Genomic DNA, 17944 nt, shown 5'->3' on the forward strand with positions numbered 1-17944 from the left:
TGTTGACAAGCCCCACTCGACGAGGGAAGGTTTTAGACAAACCGATTGTTCACTAGGTGATAGAGCTTTCGGTCTTTCACCTCAGTGCGGAGGTGACAGCAATCGCGTCGTCGGCGCGAACAATCGAATAGGAACAACAATGAAGCATACAAAGAAGTTGCTTTTTAGTTCTCTGACAGCCATCGGAATAGCCTCCCTTGTGGGTTGCGCTGGATCAGCGGGTGGCAACATGGCTTCAGCTGACGAAGGCGATGCAGTGCCTTGGGGGGCGACAAAGGGAGAATTTGTCGAGGCGATGTCGGCCATGGAACCGGTGAAGATCTCCTATCAAACGGTGTCCGCTGGCCCGGGTCCATACGGGGGCCCTGAAACATTCAAGGAGCACGTTGAGGAGTGGTCGGGGGGAAAGATTGAGGTGGAACTGGTCTACAGCCAGGCAGTGAGTCCATTTGGGGAAGTCGTCGAGGCGGTAGCAGACGGTCGATTAGATATCGGAACTGAAGTTCCGACTTATACACCTGACAAGTACCCCGCAACCAACGACTTAGTCAGTTTGACAGTAACTACGCCCGGCTCTCCGTACTTCGGTGAGATGGTTTCGCAGGCAGCTTTGCTCGATTTGGCCTGGGAGTCAGAACCTCTTCGGGAGGAGTTTGAGAGCAAGGGCGTAGATCTCTTAGTTCCGACGGAGTTTGGGCAAGCCGGCGCTTTGATGTGCACCGATCCAATAACGAGCCTCGACTCACTTCGAGGGAAGCAAATCCGCGTCGCCTCGGAGGCCGATCGAAAGATTGTAGAAGGGTTTGGGGCGACTCCCGTCTCGTTTCCGTCTCCCGAGTTGTACGACGCCCTTGCTCGCAACGTGGTCGACTGTGGGATTGGACGACCCGACCAAGCGATTGGATTCGGAACTATCGAGCACGCGCCGAATATGATTTTTGGGAGCGAGCGCGCATTTGTTCGCACGCCTGTAACGGTCGTCGCGGGTCCCACAATTCAGAAGTTGCCTTTGGCGGCACGCCAGCTGATTTTTGATACCGCGACGGTGCACTCATTCATTAATAACAACACCTCGAACATGGGCTACCTTGCTGATGTGTTTGACCGTTCTTCTGAATATGGCGGCGCCATACATGTATTAGAGCGCGATGCTGAGGATTCTCTCAAGGAGAGCACTAACGATCTAGTGGAGCAGTTCAGAAGTTCTGAAGCTATCGATGGCGAAGCAGCTGCTCAAGCGTATGAAACTGCTTTTGAAGAATGGTCGACGATTGCTGTCGATAAAGGCTACTCGGACATTTCTGACTTCGAAGAATTTGTCGCAACCCATAAGGTCAATCCCGTGAACGTCGAGGGGTTCGCTAACGCAGTGTTTGAAGAGATCTACCTGCCGCATCGCCCGTCTTAAACTCCTCTGACGAGGTGGGTGGGATCGAGCCCGTGCACGAGCTCGGCGTGGATCCGCCGCACCCCGTAGCGGCCCCGCGACGCGCGGTGGATGTTGGCGATCGTCGGTCAGCATCGCGTGGCGGATTCTGCGCTGGCTCAGCGGTCGGTCCCGCCAGGCCCGGTAGCCGCGTTCGGTCACCCGTAGTACGCGGCATGCGGTCTTAGTGCTGATGCCCTGCCCGGTTAGGGCCTTCACGACTGGGAATCGCCGTTTGGGCGAATGCCCTGGTCCTTGAGCATCGAGGCGGCCAGCTTTGTTGGTTACGGCTCTTCTTCGAGGTGCCGGGTCCGTCGTCTGGCGTCAGCGAGCTCTGCTGCTTCCGCGCTGGTCGTTCCCGGCCGCTCGCCGGCGTTGATGAGCGCTTGCTGGTGCCAGCGATACAGCGTGGCCGGCGCGATCCCGAGCCGTTTGGCCAGCTCGGTGAGGCTGCGTCCTTCGTCGAGCAACGCGAGGGCACGCGTTCGGCATTGGGATGAGTACTGGCGCGGCATGAGATGGGTTCCTCTCTGGTCAGTGCGCCCACATTCTCGCAATCGAGGGGAACGAGACTCAGGACAGGTCACCCGGCGCACCCTCCGCACGAACATCGGAAACGCGGTGGTTCCTGCTTGTCCGGGAAGCAGGAACCACCGCGTCTGATCTTGCCTTCAGTGTCGGGGCCAAATCCTGGGCTGATCGCAGCTCTCGTTCATCCCCAACAGGGACAGATGAATTTGGACGAGGTCGTCAGCCAGCTGCTCGAAGTCCGATTCGCTGTCGCTGAGGAGTTGGGCGTAGCGCATCACGATTCCGTTGACAGCATTGGCAATGGAATTCAGAGGCGCGACTGGTTTGGCGACTCCCCGTTGTCTCAAGCGTTCCATGAACCGGATGTGAGCGCCATTGATCCGCGAATGCATGTCTTCCCATAGGGAACTCATTGTTGACTCTGCTAGGGACTGATGCTGAATGATGGTGAGCAGCCCAATGTTGTCCACGTAGTTCCGCAAGTACCGGGTATCTGCAGTGCGAATGATCTGATCCGGTGCGAGCTCTGTAGGCATCACCTGGCCGGAGGAGAAGGTCTCGCTCACCTGCTCCGCAAGGTGTCGGAAGATGTCTTCCTTCGAGGAGAAGTAGGAATAGACAGTTGGACGAGTACTGCCTGCCTCGGCGGCAATGTCTGCAATTGTTGTTCTCGTATACCCGAGCCTCGTGAAGACACGGGCAGCTGCCGCCAGGATCGTTTCATCCGTGCCGGTGCCGCTCGCTGCGGGGCTCTTTCCCCGCTCATGCCTCATCCGGCCTCCCGAAATATAAGGGCTTATGGCTGGCAACCATACTGCGATGCCGATTTGTCAAAGAAATCACTCCGCTCAGTTATGAGAGCGAGCTCTCGTAGTCGCGGCCACTCAAAGGATCCGAAACGCCCGCCAGCTTTCCAGCTGGCGGGCGTAACCGCAGCAACAGAGTTATTAGCTGAAATGCCACACGAGTGGCAGTTACTCCTGCGATGGACGGTGAGGTTCGGCGAGATCCTGGTAAACCTTCTCTGCGAACGGGCGGTAATTGATGGAGCTGTCGTACCACTCGGGCAGATTCGCGAACTCGCCGTCGTCGGCGATGCCTGACTCCTTGGCGGCGGCCGTCCACTTGGATTCTGCGTCAGTGAGCGTCGTCAGCGGATCATCGCCCAGTACCCCTGAGCTTTCGATCTCGGCTACAAGATCCTTGTTCGCACCCGCGATCTTGGTATCGACTTCCTCGGAGAACTGCTGCACTTCACCGTCGTGCTCCAGGGCGGAGCGGATGCCGATGGCGTTTCCAACTGACTCCTGCATGCTCGCTGCGAAGAAGGCGATCTGTGCATCGAAGATGATCTGCTGATAGGCAAGCGGAAGCTGGCTGACGTTGCGGCCGAACACGATTGCAGAAGGGGCCTTCGCGTAGCTGACCGTACTCGGGTAACTCAGATGAGGTGCCACTTCCAAGACTCCGGTTTCTGCCAAGGACGCGAGCTTTCCGACGGTGCAGTCGATAGTGCCCCGCTGCAGGCCTTCGTAGATCTCGGGGTAGTCCATTGACACCGGTGTCGCTCCCATGGCGGTGACCTGATCAGAGATCGCCGCACTCGCGACGCGAATCTGTCTTCCCTCGAAGTCCTCTGCAGAAGTGCCAGGCTGACTGCACGCCATATAATTGCCGGCCTGGGCGAAGACGGGGATGATCGGCGTCAGCTGCTTGTCCTCGTATTCGGCCATCAGCTTCTCGGAGCCCCATCCGAGTTCCAAGCCCACAGCGTTCGCGGCGACCTCCGACACATGCGGCGAGCTCTCTAGGTTCGCGAGCATCGTGTCGATGGCGGAAAACGCCGGGTACTGCTGAGGATGGTAGCTGGGAATCGTTCGTCCGATGTCAAGGCGGCCGTCCGCCAGCGCATCGTCGATGTCGTCGTATCCAGCGATCGCCTGAGCCCACGCGATCTCGACGGTAATTTTCCCATTGGAGCGTTCCTCGATTTCATCTGCAAAGCTCGTGTCCACATGGGCGGAGGTCGAGTTGGGGCCAGATGTCGTCGGTTGGTAAGTGATAGTTACTGGCTCCAGGTCTGCTACGGCCGCGTCGACCTCTTCCTGTGCTGCGCCGAAGGAGAATCCGCTTCCCGATTCCTCGCCACCGCCCTGCGCAGTGACTCCACCGGCGCACCCTGAGATGGTCAAAGCGGTCGCGCCGATGACGCCCAAAACAGGGCCGAGCTTATTCTTCACGGTTTTCACGTACACCTCGTCGTGTATCGCGTTCTGCGCGGCGAGCGCTGCAGAACAAACTTGATGGAATTTTGCGCATATCAACTTGAACTACTAACGAACAATCGCTTAGCGTTATCGACATTAGGGGTGACTTGACACGAGCGTCAAGCAAAATTTCCGACGACTGCTCAATGGGGAGAGATCGTGAGTACTAAAAGCAGCGCGATGACGTCCGCGCGCGAATCCGCCGAGCTGGTGAACGGGCGGAGAGGTCAGTTCGGCCCTCAGAACTCGAATCCCGGCGGGATAACACTGCTACGTGAACGATTCAGCTGCCGCGCCTTTCTCGATGAGCCCGTCTCGGAGGAAGCTCTGAAGCGAATCTTGGACCTGGCCAATCGCAGTCCCTCCTGGTGCAATACCCAGCCCTGGACAGTGACGCTGGTGCAGGGTGAATCACGCGAAGCGCTGGTCAGCGAGCTTCTCGCGGCGGCGCGCGACAGCCAGCCTGCTCCGGAGATCGCGGTCCCGGAGCGCTATGAGGGGGTGCATCAGGAGCGCAGGCGCGGGGCCGGTTACGCCCTGTACGAGAGTGCTGGAATTGAGCGTTCTGACACAGATGCACGGGCAGCGCAGGCACTGAGAAATCTCGAGCTGTTCGGCGCTCCCTGTGCTCTCCTGATCACAGTGCCGCGGTATTTGGGGCCATATGCCCTAGTCGATGTCGGCGCCTATCTGTCATACCTTCAGCTTGCGGCGCAGTCGTTCGGTGTGGCGACAATTCTCCAAGCCGCTCTAGCAATGCATCCGGAGGCTGTTCGGAAGGTGGTTCCGCTGCCGGCCGACGAAGCGCTGGTGTGCGGCATCTCGCTGGGTTACCCCGACCTCGACCACCCCGCCAACTCGTTCGAAACCGAGCGGAACCAGTGGTCTATGGGACCCGGCGGTGAATGGCCGCTTCAATAGGCGAATTCGAAGTACAAGTACATCAACACACGAATGACCAACGCCGATAGCGGTTGCGGGTAACCTCACCATCCGCGGTGTCAACGCCGCAACCGATTCGGGTCCGAGAACAGGGAGATTGGCAATGACGTCAGCACAGGGACTGCCCGCAATCGAGGAGCGCACTCTGCGCCATGCTTTCGACAGAGTATTGGCAACTGCAGAGAACAAGGAATACCTTCGGTTCCAGAACCAGTCGTGGTCATTCCGCGAAGCCTTCGAGAAGGCGAAGAGCTTCGGAGCAGGTCTGCGCGAGCGGGGAGTTGAGTCTCAGCAACCGGTCGGCCTGCTGTTGGACAACTCCAGCGACTTCGTCTTCGCGTGGCTGGGCATTGCCCTGCACCGCATGATCGAGGTGCCCGTAAACACGGCTCTGCGAGGAAGGTTCCTCGCGCACGTGATCAACGACTCGGGCGTCGAAGTCCTGGTCATCGAGAGTGAGTACGTGGAGCGTCTGCTGCTGATTGAGCACGAGGTCCCCAACCTCAAGCAATTGGTGATTCGAGGAGGTGGATACTCCGAACAGGCTGCCCGCCGCTTTGCTATCAGCGCCTTCGAGGACGTCTTCACCGACTCTGAGCAACCGCTCGAGGCGACACGTCCCAACGACATCATCGGCTACATGTACACCTCGGGGACCACTGGGCCGTCCAAAGGCGTTGCAACCTCGCACGTCCACGCCTACACCTACTCCTCGCAGGAGGACTCGTCGTTCGTTACTTCCGATGACGTGATCCTGGTGACCTTGCCGATCTTCCACCTTGCCGGTCAATGGGGCGGAACTTATGCCTCGCTGATTCACCAGACAACATGCGTTCTCGAACCCCGGTTCTCGGCCACTTCGTTCTGGCCGACAGTAGTGGAGAACGGCATTACGAGCACAGTGCTGCTCGGAGCGCAGGCGGAAATCCTCCAGCAGCAGGCTCCTGGCGAAGCGGACTCACGTCATAGTCTCAAGATCGCATCCATGGCACCGCTGCCATCGAACCTGTCAGCCTTCACCGGGCGGTTTGGCATTGCAGCACGTCCGGTGTATGGCATGAGTGAGATTGGGCGCGTCCTCGAAGGGCGCGACACCTCCGACACTCGTCCTGGTGAAGCGGGAATGACTCGGGCGGGCTACCAATTGCGAATCGTCGACGAGAATGGGCGCGACGTCGAAGCCGGCGTGCCGGGTGAGCTCCTGGTTAAGCCGGAGCATCCGCTCATGGTGATGTCCGGATACCACAATCTGCCGCAGAAGACTGCCGAGATGATCGATTCAGATGGTTGGGTGCACACCGGGGACGTATTCCGGATGGATGAGGACGGGCACTTTTACTTCCTCGACCGGATGAAGGACGCCCTCCGCCGCCGCGGCGAGAACATTTCAAGCTTCGAGGTCGAGAGCTCGGTCAACGAGCACCCCGCAGTCCTCGAATCGGCTGTGGTGGGAGTGCCGTCGGAGATGTCCGAGGATGAGATCAAGGCGTTTATCGTGCTGCGCGAGGGCGAGGAGGTCGACCCGGTCGAGCTCACGCGATTCCTCGCTGAGCGGATGCCGTACTTCATGGTGCCGCGGTACCTCGAATTTGTTGCCGAGCTGCCGAAGACGCCCACGCACAAGATCCAAAAAGCAGTCCTCCGCAACCTCGGAATCAACGACGGCACTTGGGACAGGGAACAAGCTGGGATCACCGTGACCCGGGAGGGAGTCCGTTGAGAACACTCCTCGTCGCCAACCGCGGTGAGATCGCCGTCCGGATCATCCGCAGCGCCAAGCTGATGGGATTTCGCACGGTGGCCGTCCACAGCTCGGATGAAGCCACGGCCCTGCACGTGCAGCTTGCCGACGAAGCCCACGCTCTCGACCAGTCCGGGCCCAAGGCATACCTCGACATCGAGCGCATCATCGAGATCGCGCGGCAGAGCCAGGCCGATTTCCTCCACCCAGGCTACGGATTCCTGGCGGAGAATCCGGAGTTCAGCAGGGCATGTGAACGGGCCGGAGTGACTTTCGTCGGTCCGTCGGCCGAGATGCTGAAGCTGTTTGGCGACAAGGCGTCGGCCCGGCAGCATGCGACTGCACTCGGTGTTCCCGTGCCCCGCGGCACTGGTGTCATTGACGGTGGTGCCGAGGCGGGCACCTTCTTCGACGCGATCAGCGTCGAAGCGGGAGCCACCGGAATCATGGTCAAGGCGGTGGCCGGCGGTGGAGGCCGTGGATCCGCCCCGGTCCGGGACAGAGTCGAACTGGAGCGGACGCTCCGCCGGTGTTCCCGCGAGGCCGAAGCCGCCTTCGGGAACGGGGAGCTGTTTCTCGAGGAGCTGCTGGAGACCTACCGGCACATCGAAGTCCAGGTGCTCGCCGATCAGCACGGGAACGTCGTCGCCCTGGGCGACCGGGACTGCTCGATCCAGCGCCGGCGGCAGAAGCTGCTTGAGATCGCGCCGGCTCCGGAGCTGAGGGACGACGTGCGGCAGCGGCTGCAGGAGCACGCGGTCACCCTCCTTTCGGATACGCCCTACGTCGGACTCGCCACAGTGGAATTCCTGGTGCATGAAGATCGGGTCGTGTTCCTGGAGGTCAACCCGCGTATCCAAGTCGAGCACACCGTCACCGAGGAGATCTTCAACATCGACCTGGTGCGGCTGAGCCTCGAACTGGCGGCAGGCACCTCGGTGGTGGACCTGGGTCTGACAACTCATGCTCCGCCTCGGCCGGGGTTCGCCATTCAGGCGCGCATCAACGGGGAGACCGTGTTGACGACGGGAGAGATCGGGCCGGCTTCGGGCGCCATCAGCGAGCTGAACCTGCCGGCCGGACCGCGCGTGCGCGTCGACACCCACGCCCGCGAGGGCATGCGGGTCTCTGGGGAGTTTGACTCTCTGCTGGCGAAGGTCATCGCAGGGGGAAGCACATTCGCCGAGGCGCTCGAACGCCTCAGGCTGGCGATCGAGGAACTGACGATCGACGGGGTCGACCACAACGGCGCCCTCCACCTCCTGCTCATCGAGTCCCTGGGCGACGCTGCGGCGGTGCCCACCGTGTCCTACTTCGAACAGTGGTTCGAGGAGAACGCGATCGGGCAGCAGCTCAGTGTCTCCGAGGATCTCGGGCCGGTCGACGACAGCGTCCTGGTCGCCCCGGTGCCGGGCACCATCGTCGGGGTGCAGCACCAGCCGGGAGAGACAGTCAGAGCCGGGAGCGACGTCCTCGTCATCGAGTCCATGAAGATGGAGTACTCCGTTCAGGTTCACGCCACAGCAGTGCTGACCTCCGTGCACTGCTCCGTCGGGGAGCAGGTGACAGCGGGACAGGTCCTGGGCCAGATCGAGCCGATCGCCGATTCGTCAGCAGGAGCGGTGGATTTAGACCACGCCGCCGAGGAACGCGTCCGCCAGGATCTGCAGGACGTGCTCGCTCGCCAGGAGAAGGCGCTCGACCGAGGGCGGCCGGAAGTCGTCGAGGCGCGACATGCCGGTGGTCGAATGACTGCGCGCGAGCACATCGCTAGCGTCATCGACCCTGATTCGTTCGTCGAGATGGGCTCGCTGGCACTCGCTGCTCAACGCCGCCGAAGGTCAGCCGAGGAGCTGGTGGAGAAATCCCCTGCGGACGGAATCATCACGGGCACCGCCACCATTCGCGGGGTGAAGACGGCCATCGCGGCCTATGACTACACGGTCATGGCGGGGACACAGGGCTACATCAATCACCAGAAGACTGACCGGCTGCTTGAGCTGGCGATCAAGCACGAGCTGCCGTTGGTGCTCTTCGCTGAAGGCGGGGGCGGCCGGCCCGGTGACACCGACATCCCGGAGGGCGTCGGGCTGATCAGTCGGACGTTCGAGCTCGCCGCCGAGTTGTCAGGGTTGACCCTGACCGTCGCCGTCGTCTCCGGATACTGCTTTGCGGGCAATGCTGCACTGGTGGGTGCCTGCGACTTCGTAGTTGCGACCAAGGGTTCCAACATCGGCATGGGCGGTCCCGCGATGATCGAAGGGGGAGGCCTGGGCCGATTCAAGCCCACGGATATCGGGCCTGCGGACGAACAGGCCGCGATCGGTGTGGTCGACGTCCTGGTCGACGACGACCACCAGGCGGGCAGAGCAGTCAGGGACATCTTCGGCCTGGTGCACTCGCAGCCGTCCTTCGAGGTGTCTCCGAACCCCAGGCTGCGGACGACTGTCCCGGAGAGCCGCCTGCGGGCATACGACATGCGCCCGCTCATCGAGGAGCTCGTCGATCCCGGATCGTTCCTCGAGCTCGGTGCAGATTTCGCTCCGACCATGGTGACCGGCATTTGCAGCGTGGGCGGAAGACCGTTCGGGCTGCTGGCCAACAACCCGTTGCACATGGGTGGAGCAATCGTTGTGGACGGGGCGGACAAGGCCTCGCGCCTGCTCCGCATCTGCAACACCCTGGGGCTTCCGGTGCTCAGCCTCTGCGACACCCCGGGGTTCATGGTGGGACCCGAGTCCGACGGGCAGGGGGCGGTGCGGCGCTTCGGCAGCTTCTTCGTTGCCGGCGCACAGCTGACCGTGCCGCTGATTACCGTGGTGACGCGCAAGGGCTACGGACTTGGCGCGATGGCGATGGCCGGCGGCTCGTTCCGGCGGCCGGACTACCTGGTGGCGTGGCCGTCGGGCGAGTTCGGCGGCATGGGACTGGAAGGCGCGGTGCGCCTGGGATACAAGCGCGAGTTGGAGGCCGAGACCGACCCGGTCAAGCGTCAGGCGTTGTACGACTCGCTCTTGGGTAAGCTCTACGACGCGGGGAAGGCACTCAACGTCGCTGGCACGTTCGATATCGACGACGTCATCGACCCCGCAGACACTCCGGTGCTGATCAGCCGGTTCGCTGCCGATCTCGGGAGGGCCAAATGATCACCTATGCCGATCATCCATCGCTGCCGGAGCCGCGGGGGTACCACCACGCGGCTCGGGCGCAGGGCCCGTTCATCTTCACCGCGGGGCAGACGTGGTCCTCGCCGGAGGGAGCAGAGAGTAGTGAGGCTGACGCCGGGTTGCTGGCGCAGGTTCAAAGTTCGGTGAGCAACGCCATTGCAGCGCTTGAAGGGGCAGGCGGAGGGGCAACTGGGGTGGTCTCCCTCGAATTGTTCGTTGTCGGACTCACTCCGGAGTCGGTGAATGATGTGTATCGAGGCATCGGCAGGGCTTCGAGGGACCTGGGGTTCGGTGACGTTCCGATCACGGTCCTCGGAGTCGCAGCCCTTGCGATTTCAGGAGCGCTCGCTGAAACGCGCGCGATCGGCGTGCCGATCGAACGCTGAGAGCCGGCACGGATGGCTGACGCGTGCGAAAGATAAACCGGGTGCGTCAGGTGTTTCACCAGCGGGCAAGGAGCTTGGTCAAGTTCCCACCCACGAGCGCCGAACTGCGCCTCACGTCCTCCCCGCGAGGTACACGGTATGAGGTGCAATCCAATGCGCTGAGAGCGCCGCCTCCGAAGGCGGCGCTCATAGGTCATGAAGTTGCCGACAGTCTAGGTTGCAGAAATTGCGGTAGAAATAGGGACACCGAGCTGAGTCGCTATCGGTGTGTACAGGTCCACCCCTTGTTCCTTCGTTTGAAGCGATAGAAGAAGTGCGTAACGCACTGGAAGATCGCGTCGGTCCCTGCGGCTGTTGTTCTTCCACCAGCCACCCACCGGGTAAACAGCCACGTTGTTGCAGTGCGCCAGCTCCGCGCCCGTACCGGTCCACTCATCCTGATGCAGCGACCCCAGGTGCCGGGCATTTTCCCCCAGGAACCAGCGGGCCGATTCGGTCGGGCGTGAGCCGTCCTCCTCACTCTGCGCTTCCCGGTTGACTCGCTGGACGAACTCGGCCTGAGTCTCCGTCCGGCCTTGGAGATCGAATCGCAATCCGTGCGATCGGTAAGAGTACTTGTTGCGCCAACCACGGCGTGATGCGGAGGGTTCAATGAAGTAGGACAGAGTGATTCGAAGACGTACTTCGGCGGGCCCGAGGTCCCGCAGGACGTCGGCGGGCCACGGTAATGGATGGAGGCGGAAGTGCCTCATTGAATACTTTTCGCCACTGAACGGCACAAAGCTGTCTTGTGCAACCATAGTCACAGCCCCACGCGCCGAGTTCAATACTGCTTCTTCGGAGGGAACGCCCCACCCAAATTGGCGAAGCAGGGTGTGGCGAGCGCCCTTGCTTTTGTCATTGTTGAGTTGCTGCAGCATCGGCTCCGTCCACTCTGCGGAGTGGGTCAGCAATCCACGCACAGTCTCTGGCCAGTACGAGGGATAACGCTCCATCGCGAGCGTCGCGAGACGCGACGCCTGTGCCGTCGCAGCGCTCGTAGCATTCGCCGAGGTGAGTGCCACGTCATTCCGATGCCCAGTTGATCGCAAGGAGAGTGTCGGGAGCCGATCTTCGTAGAGCCCTGCACCATCACTCAGTACGTTGCCGCCCTCCATGCAGATGTCCGGTTTTATCGGCCATCGGGTTCTGCTGAAATAGAGCGAAGTAGTTGTGTGAGGTGAGATGTCCCCAGCCTGAGCAACCACCTGCCAGCCAGCGTACTGCGGGTGCGAAGGTACTCGTGACAGGTCGGTGAACGCACCAACCGTAATAGCGTTCCATGCTTGTGCAGGGTCTTGAATCGGTGAGTTCACAGAGTTTGTGCGGTGATCCATTTCGTAGTTGGAGGCGTTGCCTGCGGCAACGACGATCAGACGAGCTGAGTCTGGTTCTGGTACGGAGAGCAACTGAAGCTCATTTCCGTCGCGAACGATATCTGTTCCTGCGGCCAAAGCGTCGACAGCCGCGGACCACAGCGTGGGTTCGCCGGGCTGATCCGGCTCGGTGCTCAGAGTCAAGCAGAATGTACGACGGCGATCGCGCCGCACGGCTTCTGGGAGCGCGACCGCTGAGACTGTTGCTGTGCCGTAATCGAGAGGCTCTACTTGCCGCTCACCGCGCGCTGGATACATCCGGACCGATTCCAGCCGATGTCGGAGACCAATTTTCTTGCTATTCGTCAGCAACGGTTCTAAATCACCGTACAGCGCAAGACCGGCCATCGAAGTGCCGTGCCCCCTCGGATGCACGTCGGCCCCAGTGCCACCCAATGCGGAGTGCAGGTCAGCAGATGATAACGATCCTTCGATGAGCGTGTGCGTCCTCAATACCCCCGTGTCCAGATGACACACGGACGGTGCGTCATCGGGTGCGTGCCTGACGCGGGCGGCGAGGTCATCGACGAACTCAGTCTGCTCTTCCAGGCTGAGATCCTCAACATTGTCGATAAACTCGGGACGTCGAATCTCCATCAACGGCACCGAGGTAAACGGCAGCGCCTGGAGCTGGTCCCAGGCTGCCTGGATCCAGACAACGAGTCGATCACCAATGCGGAACGAGCCCTTGCGCGCTTGAAGCCGGTAGGCCGCCACAAAGTGATCAATATGATTGGCTTGTGAACTATTGCCATCAAGCCAAAGCTCCCACCAATGGACACCTCGTCGCGGTGGCTCACCGTCCGATGTCCAAAGGTCATCGATGAATGCCTGACGGATGCGTGAAATGTTGGCGACGAGCAGTTGGTTGCGGGGACGCCCCTTCGGTGAGTTCTTCTCTTCGTCGAGGTAGTCCTCGAATATCTTGAGGAACTGTCCGCGATATGAGTCTGATACCCAAACGACCGCTGTCTCTGGTTCTTGTTTTTCGCCCCCTCGAACGGACAATAACAGCCATTTGGGTCTTCTGACTCGTCCGCCCGTATAGCTGTTGAGCGAATCGATCTTCAGCGGAAATGCGGCACCCTCACCTTCTAGCACAATGAAGGTGCCCGTAGCACGTAGCTCCTCATTGGTGGGAATCGCGGAAACGACTTGCTCGTCGATGCGCTTAAAGATGTCCTCGACCGACCGCTTAAGTCCCGATCCGTGTGCACGACGGTCAACCTCACGAGGAGGCTTACCGGGACCGCCCCCTCCTCGATGGAAGTTTGCATTTTCAACATAGCCCAGGACGTAAAGGTGATCGAGGCTGCGTCCGGCCTCAGCCAAGGCTTGCCGTTCGCCTAGCAGTTAAAGCAAGGACGACGTCATCCCGAGTCACAGTAATGTCACCTCGCATAATTACAGTCTTTGCTGCAGTTTCTGCTGCTTTGACGAGCTCCGCATGACTAAGCCCAAGAGTGTACTCGCCGAGCTTGGCCATGCTAGTGCCGCTCGCAAGAGACCCAAGGCGAGCCTTGATAACAGCAGCGGCCTGGCGAGCGTCGGGCAAAGAATAAGTGAGCACCGCATCGAATCGCCGAAACAGTGCCTTGTCTAGTATCGTTCGATGATTTGTCGCAGCGATCACGAGGGATTCGGAGCTCGCTTCTTCAAGGAAAACCAGAAAGGAGTTCAGGATGCGCCGGGCTTCGCCAACATCATTGCCGGATCGATCAGCGCCGAGTGCATCAAATTCGTCGAATAAATACACCGCTCTCCGCTGAGCCACGGAGTCAAAGACAAGGCGGAGTTTGCTCGCAGTCTCCCCCATAAACTTACTGAGAAGACTGTCTAACCTGATCGTAAACATCGGTAGGGCCAGCTCAGTCGCAAGGACAGCTGCCGTCATAGTCTTGCCAGTCCCAGGTGGTCCTTCGAGCAGTAGCCGGTGCGCGGGATCAAAGCCATGCTCGAGCAGGTTCTTGCGCTGGCGCTGTTCGGCGAGGACTTGTTTGATCTGCGTGACCAGTTCAGCTGGGGCGATCAGTTCCCGCAGATGGACGTCAGGATGTGTGGCTTCAACAAGTTCAGCCAGCTCGCCCCGCGGTTGCGCGAGCGTTGTGACCTTGCCGACTTGGGTACGCTCACGCGACGCGTCAACGGCCTTCTTAATATCGTTTGCGAGCAGGTGGTGTCCAGCTTTAGCCTCACGAGCAGCGACCTGCAGCGCTACAGAATAGAAATTGTCGTCATCACCGGCTGCGTGGCTACGCACCATCGCAGTAATGTGTTGCCCAAGCCCAGCCATAATGCACCCCGCTTCCCGCGCTCGATCCTGACATCCATTTCGTCAATCCTACTCGGCTAGAGTCCTGCCATTCTGCACCGCGCCCAACAGCACGGGGCGGTCACCGCCGCTTTCAGCTCCAGCCATTCGAAGCGCCGAGATACACAATGCCGCTGGCCACCGGTGCGGTCGGCAACTTCCGCTCTTCTGGTGCCCTTGCAGATAGCAGGCGTTTATCCGGGGTAAGTTGGCGCCAGCAAAACAGTAGCTCGGCGAGATCCTTGAGCAGGACTTTGTAGGCATATGTTCACGCAACAGCGCGAGCTTCAAGAAACAGATCCGGCGGCATAGCCCGATCGAGTTCCCACGTGATCTGCATCGGCCGCGAACCCTGGTGGGAGCGATAGTGCACGATGCCGAGGCACGTGTAGGGCTCAATTCCGATGTCACCGTTCTTCGCGCGTCGCACGAAGAGAACAACCTGCGATCCCTCTTGGTCATGGGAGATGTAGCGGCGCCCCGTGCGGCTCTCCGCCCGGGTGGTGCTCTGTGACTCCCAGTGGAAGAGCCTCTCGTTGATAGCGAAGTCCCGATAGAGGGTCGTGGGGGAGTAGTCGGCCTCCGACTTCTGCAGGGTGACCAACAGCACGTCAGTCCGCGCCGCCTCTATCCACTTCACGCCTTCGCGGACTGATCTTGGCGTGCCGTTCTCCACAGTTCCGATTCCCAAACCCGCGAGAAGCTCCTCCCGTGAATACCTTGCATGGGACTTCAGCGGGTAGTGCTCAAGATGGCCTGAAAGAGGCCGTGGCAGATTTCGAGCCGAAGCTTCGAGGACGTCGAGGAGCCCGAGGAGCTCCTCTCGCATAGCCTTTGAGCCAGCAATCTCGTTCATCCCTTCGACCAGGCGATCACGCGACCCGTCGACGTACAGCGAGTAATAGAGCATCGCCGCGAACGGGTCACGCAATACCGACGAGTCGAACCGCGGTGTGGTCAGCAGTCGCCGGTACGCGGCGATTCGCGCCGGATCATCGACGTGAGTCAGAGACCGTGCCCGGCGAAGAAGCAGGTCTTCTGTCGAGTAGTCGATTCGGGCGTTCTGCGGGAACGCCCAGTCCCGCACGGCCAACCATGTGGCCGCGCGTTTGTCTCCTGCAAACGTCCTGTTGCTGGGGGAGTAGATGTCAGGAAGTGAGCGGTCCGACTCGTGAAGGTAGTCCGCCAATTGGTAGTCCGCCACGGAGACGTTCGGCGGCTTGTGCTCCCGAATGTCGCTGATCAGGCTCTTGGTCGTTAGCTGCAGATGGCTCTTGAGGTTGCCCAGCACTTCCTCGCGCGCGACCCGGTCCAGAACGATCTGTGATCCCGGTGGGAGAAACGGAAAGCCCTGCTCAGTAGCGTGGACAAGACGTCGGCGGGACAGCCCGGTAAGCGCTCGAAGCTTGATGTCGAAGCGGAAGTCCTTATGTTGATGCCCCACGAAGTCCAGCACTGTGAGCACTGACTTATTCAGTGCCTTTCTCAGTCCCCGGCCCAGCTGCTGGAGGAAGATCGTGGCTGATTGCGTGGGACGCAGCATGATCACGGTGTCGACTTCTGGAATGTCAACGCCCTCATTGAAGAGATCAACGGTGAAGATGCACGCCACCTCACCGCGTTTCAGCTTCTGGAGGCCCTCAGTCCGATCACGATCGGTCGATTCGCCAGACAGCGCTACCGACGCGATGCCGGCTCGGGTGAACTGCTGCGCCATGTAATGGGCGTGATCCACGCTGACGCAGAAGCCCAAGGCTCGCATCTTCGTGGGATCGACGACTTTGTCCGCGAGCGCGGCCAGGATTTTCGCCGTCCGAGCAGTGTTTCCGGTGTACAGGTTGCTCAGCTCGTTGACGTCGTAGCGACCTCTCTGAAACCGGAGCGCTCGCAGATCGGTCCCGTCTGAGAGGCCAAAGTAGTGGAAGGGAGCCAGAAGCTGGGATTCGAGAGCCTCCCACAGCCGGAGCTCGCTCGCGATTTTCCCATCGAAGAAGTCGACGGCGACGTTGCGGCCGTCTGCTCTTTCCGGGGTGGCGGTCAGCCCGAGGAGTTCCTCGGGATCGAAATGATTGAGGATCCGCCGGTACGTTGGAGCTGAAGCGTGATGAAACTCGTCGATGACAACGACGTCGAAGTGCTTCGGATCCCATTGGTCGAGGGTGTTCTCGCGCGACAGCGAGGCGACCGAGGCGAAAACATGGTCCCTCACCTGAGGAACGGCGCCGTCGACCATGAGCTCACCGAAGCTCCCATCTTTGAGCACATCGCAGTACGTGCGCCGAGCCTGATCGAGGATCTCTTTGCGATGAGCGACGAACAGCAGCCGCGGCGGCTTGCCTGCTTCCAGCGCAAAGCGCTGGTAATCCAAAGCGGCGACAACCGTCTTTCCCGTTCCGGTCGCAGCGACCAGCAGATTCTTGTGTCGCCCGTGGATGACTCGTTCGGCCTCAAGCTCATCCAGCATCTTCTTCTGGTGCGGAAATGGGCGGACATCAAGGTTAGAAATCGAGATCTCGGCCGAGGCCGTCGAGCCGCTTCCCAGAGCCAAGGCCCGATCAAGTCGCTCGCCGTCGCGATCCGGGCGGTACTCATCAAAGTTCTCCGACGCCCAGTACGAATCGAAGGTGTTCTGGAACTTGTCCATGAGCGCCGGAGTCGCGACCTGAGATATCCGCACGTTCCACTCCAGCCCGTCGAGGAGCGCGGCGCGACTCAGGTTGGAGCTGCCCACGTACGCGGTGTCATAGCCCGTCTTTCGATGGAAAAGCCATGCTTTGGCATGCAGGTGGGTAGTTGTGAAGTCGTAGTTGACCTTCACTTCTGCGTTGAACTCTCGCACGAGGCGATCCAGAGCCTTGCGTTCAGTTGCCCCGATGTATGTCGTTGTGAGGACTCGGATGGGGACGTTGCGTCGTCGGGCTTCGTTGAGGCTCTCTTCGATCAGCCGAATGCCGCTCCACTTCACAAATGAGCACAGGAGCTCAATCCTGTCGGCGCTCGCCATCTCCAGCCGGAGCTCCGAGGCGAGCTGGGGATCGTGCGGGGAGTTCGTCAGCAGTGCCACGTCCGACAGCGGGGTCGAGGGACGCCGAGGAGGGAGAGTGTCGAGTTCGAAGACGTCGGTCAGCAGTTGAGGGCCCTCGACGAGTTCATCCCGCGGATCTGCCTCAGGAAGTTGCGCAAGTAGCCGGTTGGCCAGTCCAACGCGCTGCTCTGGCCGGAGCGCCTCGAGTGACTGAGCGATCCTCGAAGTAAGATGAACCGCCAGGGAGTGAGGCGAATCTGCAGAGTCGACCTCCGACGTTCTGCTGTTGAGCGCAGGATGGTGCCGCAGCACGTCGTTGAGGCCCTGGTCGATCAGGGTCTCGTGCAGGCCCGGAACAAGTTCGTTCATGAGGCGGACATCGGAGAGCTGATCGGAAGAGAGCGACGGTACTCCACGTCAATTATGCCGAGAATCGTTCGAGTTCCCATTCCTGCAGCATAACTTCGATTCCGCGTCCCTGTGGCGAACCCAACTCGTCCCTCAGCGCCAAGTTCAAGTTCGCAGTGGTCGCCGGCTCCCCAAGGCACACATCCAGAATGCTCTCGATCCTCCCCAGCGCATGCCCTCGGAGACCAGGTTCGGATTGTCCTTCCGCGCGACGAACGATGTGATCTTGTCCAGCTCAGCACTGGCGAGCCCTCGTCCCTGCACTGCCGTCGCGCATCAAGGTGAGTGGCATCCGGCCATGATGTCGCTGGAGGCACAATTGGAC

Annotated in this window: 10 protein-coding genes; 4 read left to right on the forward strand and 6 right to left on the reverse strand. The window is 60.5% G+C overall.

Annotated elements, in window-relative coordinates:
• The first annotated feature begins 139 nt into the window (after positions 1-139).
• Positions 140-1408, forward strand: coding sequence for a type 2 periplasmic-binding domain-containing protein (locus LXN01_RS11440; protein WP_236865266.1), 1269 nt, complete (start codon positions 140-142; stop codon positions 1406-1408).
• 302 nt (positions 1409-1710) lie between these two features.
• On the opposite strand, the gene LXN01_RS11445 is transcribed toward LXN01_RS11440, so the two are convergent.
• From LXN01_RS11445 to LXN01_RS11455, 3 genes are all read right to left on the reverse strand, one after another.
• The gene (locus LXN01_RS11445; protein WP_236865268.1) at positions 1711-1941 is read right to left on the reverse strand and encodes a transposase; all 231 of its coding nucleotides are present in this window, start codon (positions 1939-1941) and stop codon (positions 1711-1713) included.
• A gap of 156 nt (positions 1942-2097) precedes the next feature.
• Complete coding sequence (locus LXN01_RS11450) at positions 2098-2730, reverse strand: TetR/AcrR family transcriptional regulator (RefSeq protein WP_236865270.1); 633 nt, start codon at positions 2728-2730, stop codon at positions 2098-2100.
• A 201-nt stretch (positions 2731-2931) separates the two neighbouring features.
• Complete coding sequence (locus tag LXN01_RS11455) at positions 2932-4206, reverse strand: type 2 periplasmic-binding domain-containing protein (RefSeq protein WP_236865271.1); 1275 nt, start codon at positions 4204-4206, stop codon at positions 2932-2934.
• 198 nt (positions 4207-4404) lie between these two features.
• Here LXN01_RS11455 and LXN01_RS11460 point away from each other — a divergent pair, with 198 nt between their 5' ends.
• From LXN01_RS11460 to LXN01_RS11470, 3 genes are all read left to right on the forward strand, one after another.
• A complete protein-coding gene (locus LXN01_RS11460) occupies positions 4405-5145 on the forward strand; it encodes a nitroreductase (RefSeq protein WP_236865273.1) in 741 nt (246 codons plus the stop codon).
• 124 nt (positions 5146-5269) lie between these two features.
• The gene (locus tag LXN01_RS11465; RefSeq protein WP_236865275.1) at positions 5270-6886 is read left to right on the forward strand and encodes an AMP-binding protein; all 1617 of its coding nucleotides are present in this window, start codon (positions 5270-5272) and stop codon (positions 6884-6886) included.
• Positions 6883-10053 (forward strand): acetyl-CoA carboxylase family protein, encoded by a 3171-nt coding sequence (locus tag LXN01_RS11470; RefSeq protein WP_236865278.1) that lies wholly within the window; start codon positions 6883-6885, stop codon positions 10051-10053. The genes LXN01_RS11465 and LXN01_RS11470 overlap by 4 nt, the downstream gene beginning before the upstream one ends.
• Before the next feature lie 619 nt (positions 10054-10672).
• On the opposite strand, the gene LXN01_RS11475 is transcribed toward LXN01_RS11470, so the two are convergent.
• The 3 genes from LXN01_RS11475 to LXN01_RS11485 form a co-directional block, all read right to left on the reverse strand.
• Positions 10673-13207, reverse strand: a complete 2535-nt coding sequence (locus LXN01_RS11475) for a S8 family peptidase (protein ID WP_236865279.1) — start codon at positions 13205-13207, stop codon at positions 10673-10675.
• On the reverse strand, positions 13200-14138 hold the full coding sequence (locus LXN01_RS11480) for an AAA family ATPase (RefSeq protein WP_236865282.1): 939 nt from the start codon (positions 14136-14138) through the stop codon (positions 13200-13202). The genes LXN01_RS11475 and LXN01_RS11480 overlap by 8 nt, the downstream gene beginning before the upstream one ends.
• 316 nt (positions 14139-14454) lie before the next feature.
• Entirely contained in the window at positions 14455-17580 is a 3126-nt protein-coding gene (locus LXN01_RS11485) for a DEAD/DEAH box helicase (RefSeq protein ID WP_236865284.1), read from the reverse strand.
• Positions 17581-17944 lie beyond the last annotated feature (364 nt).

It is taken from the genome of Brevibacterium daeguense, assembly GCF_021729135.1.
Taxonomy (GTDB): domain Bacteria; phylum Actinomycetota; class Actinomycetes; order Actinomycetales; family Brevibacteriaceae; genus Brevibacterium; species Brevibacterium daeguense.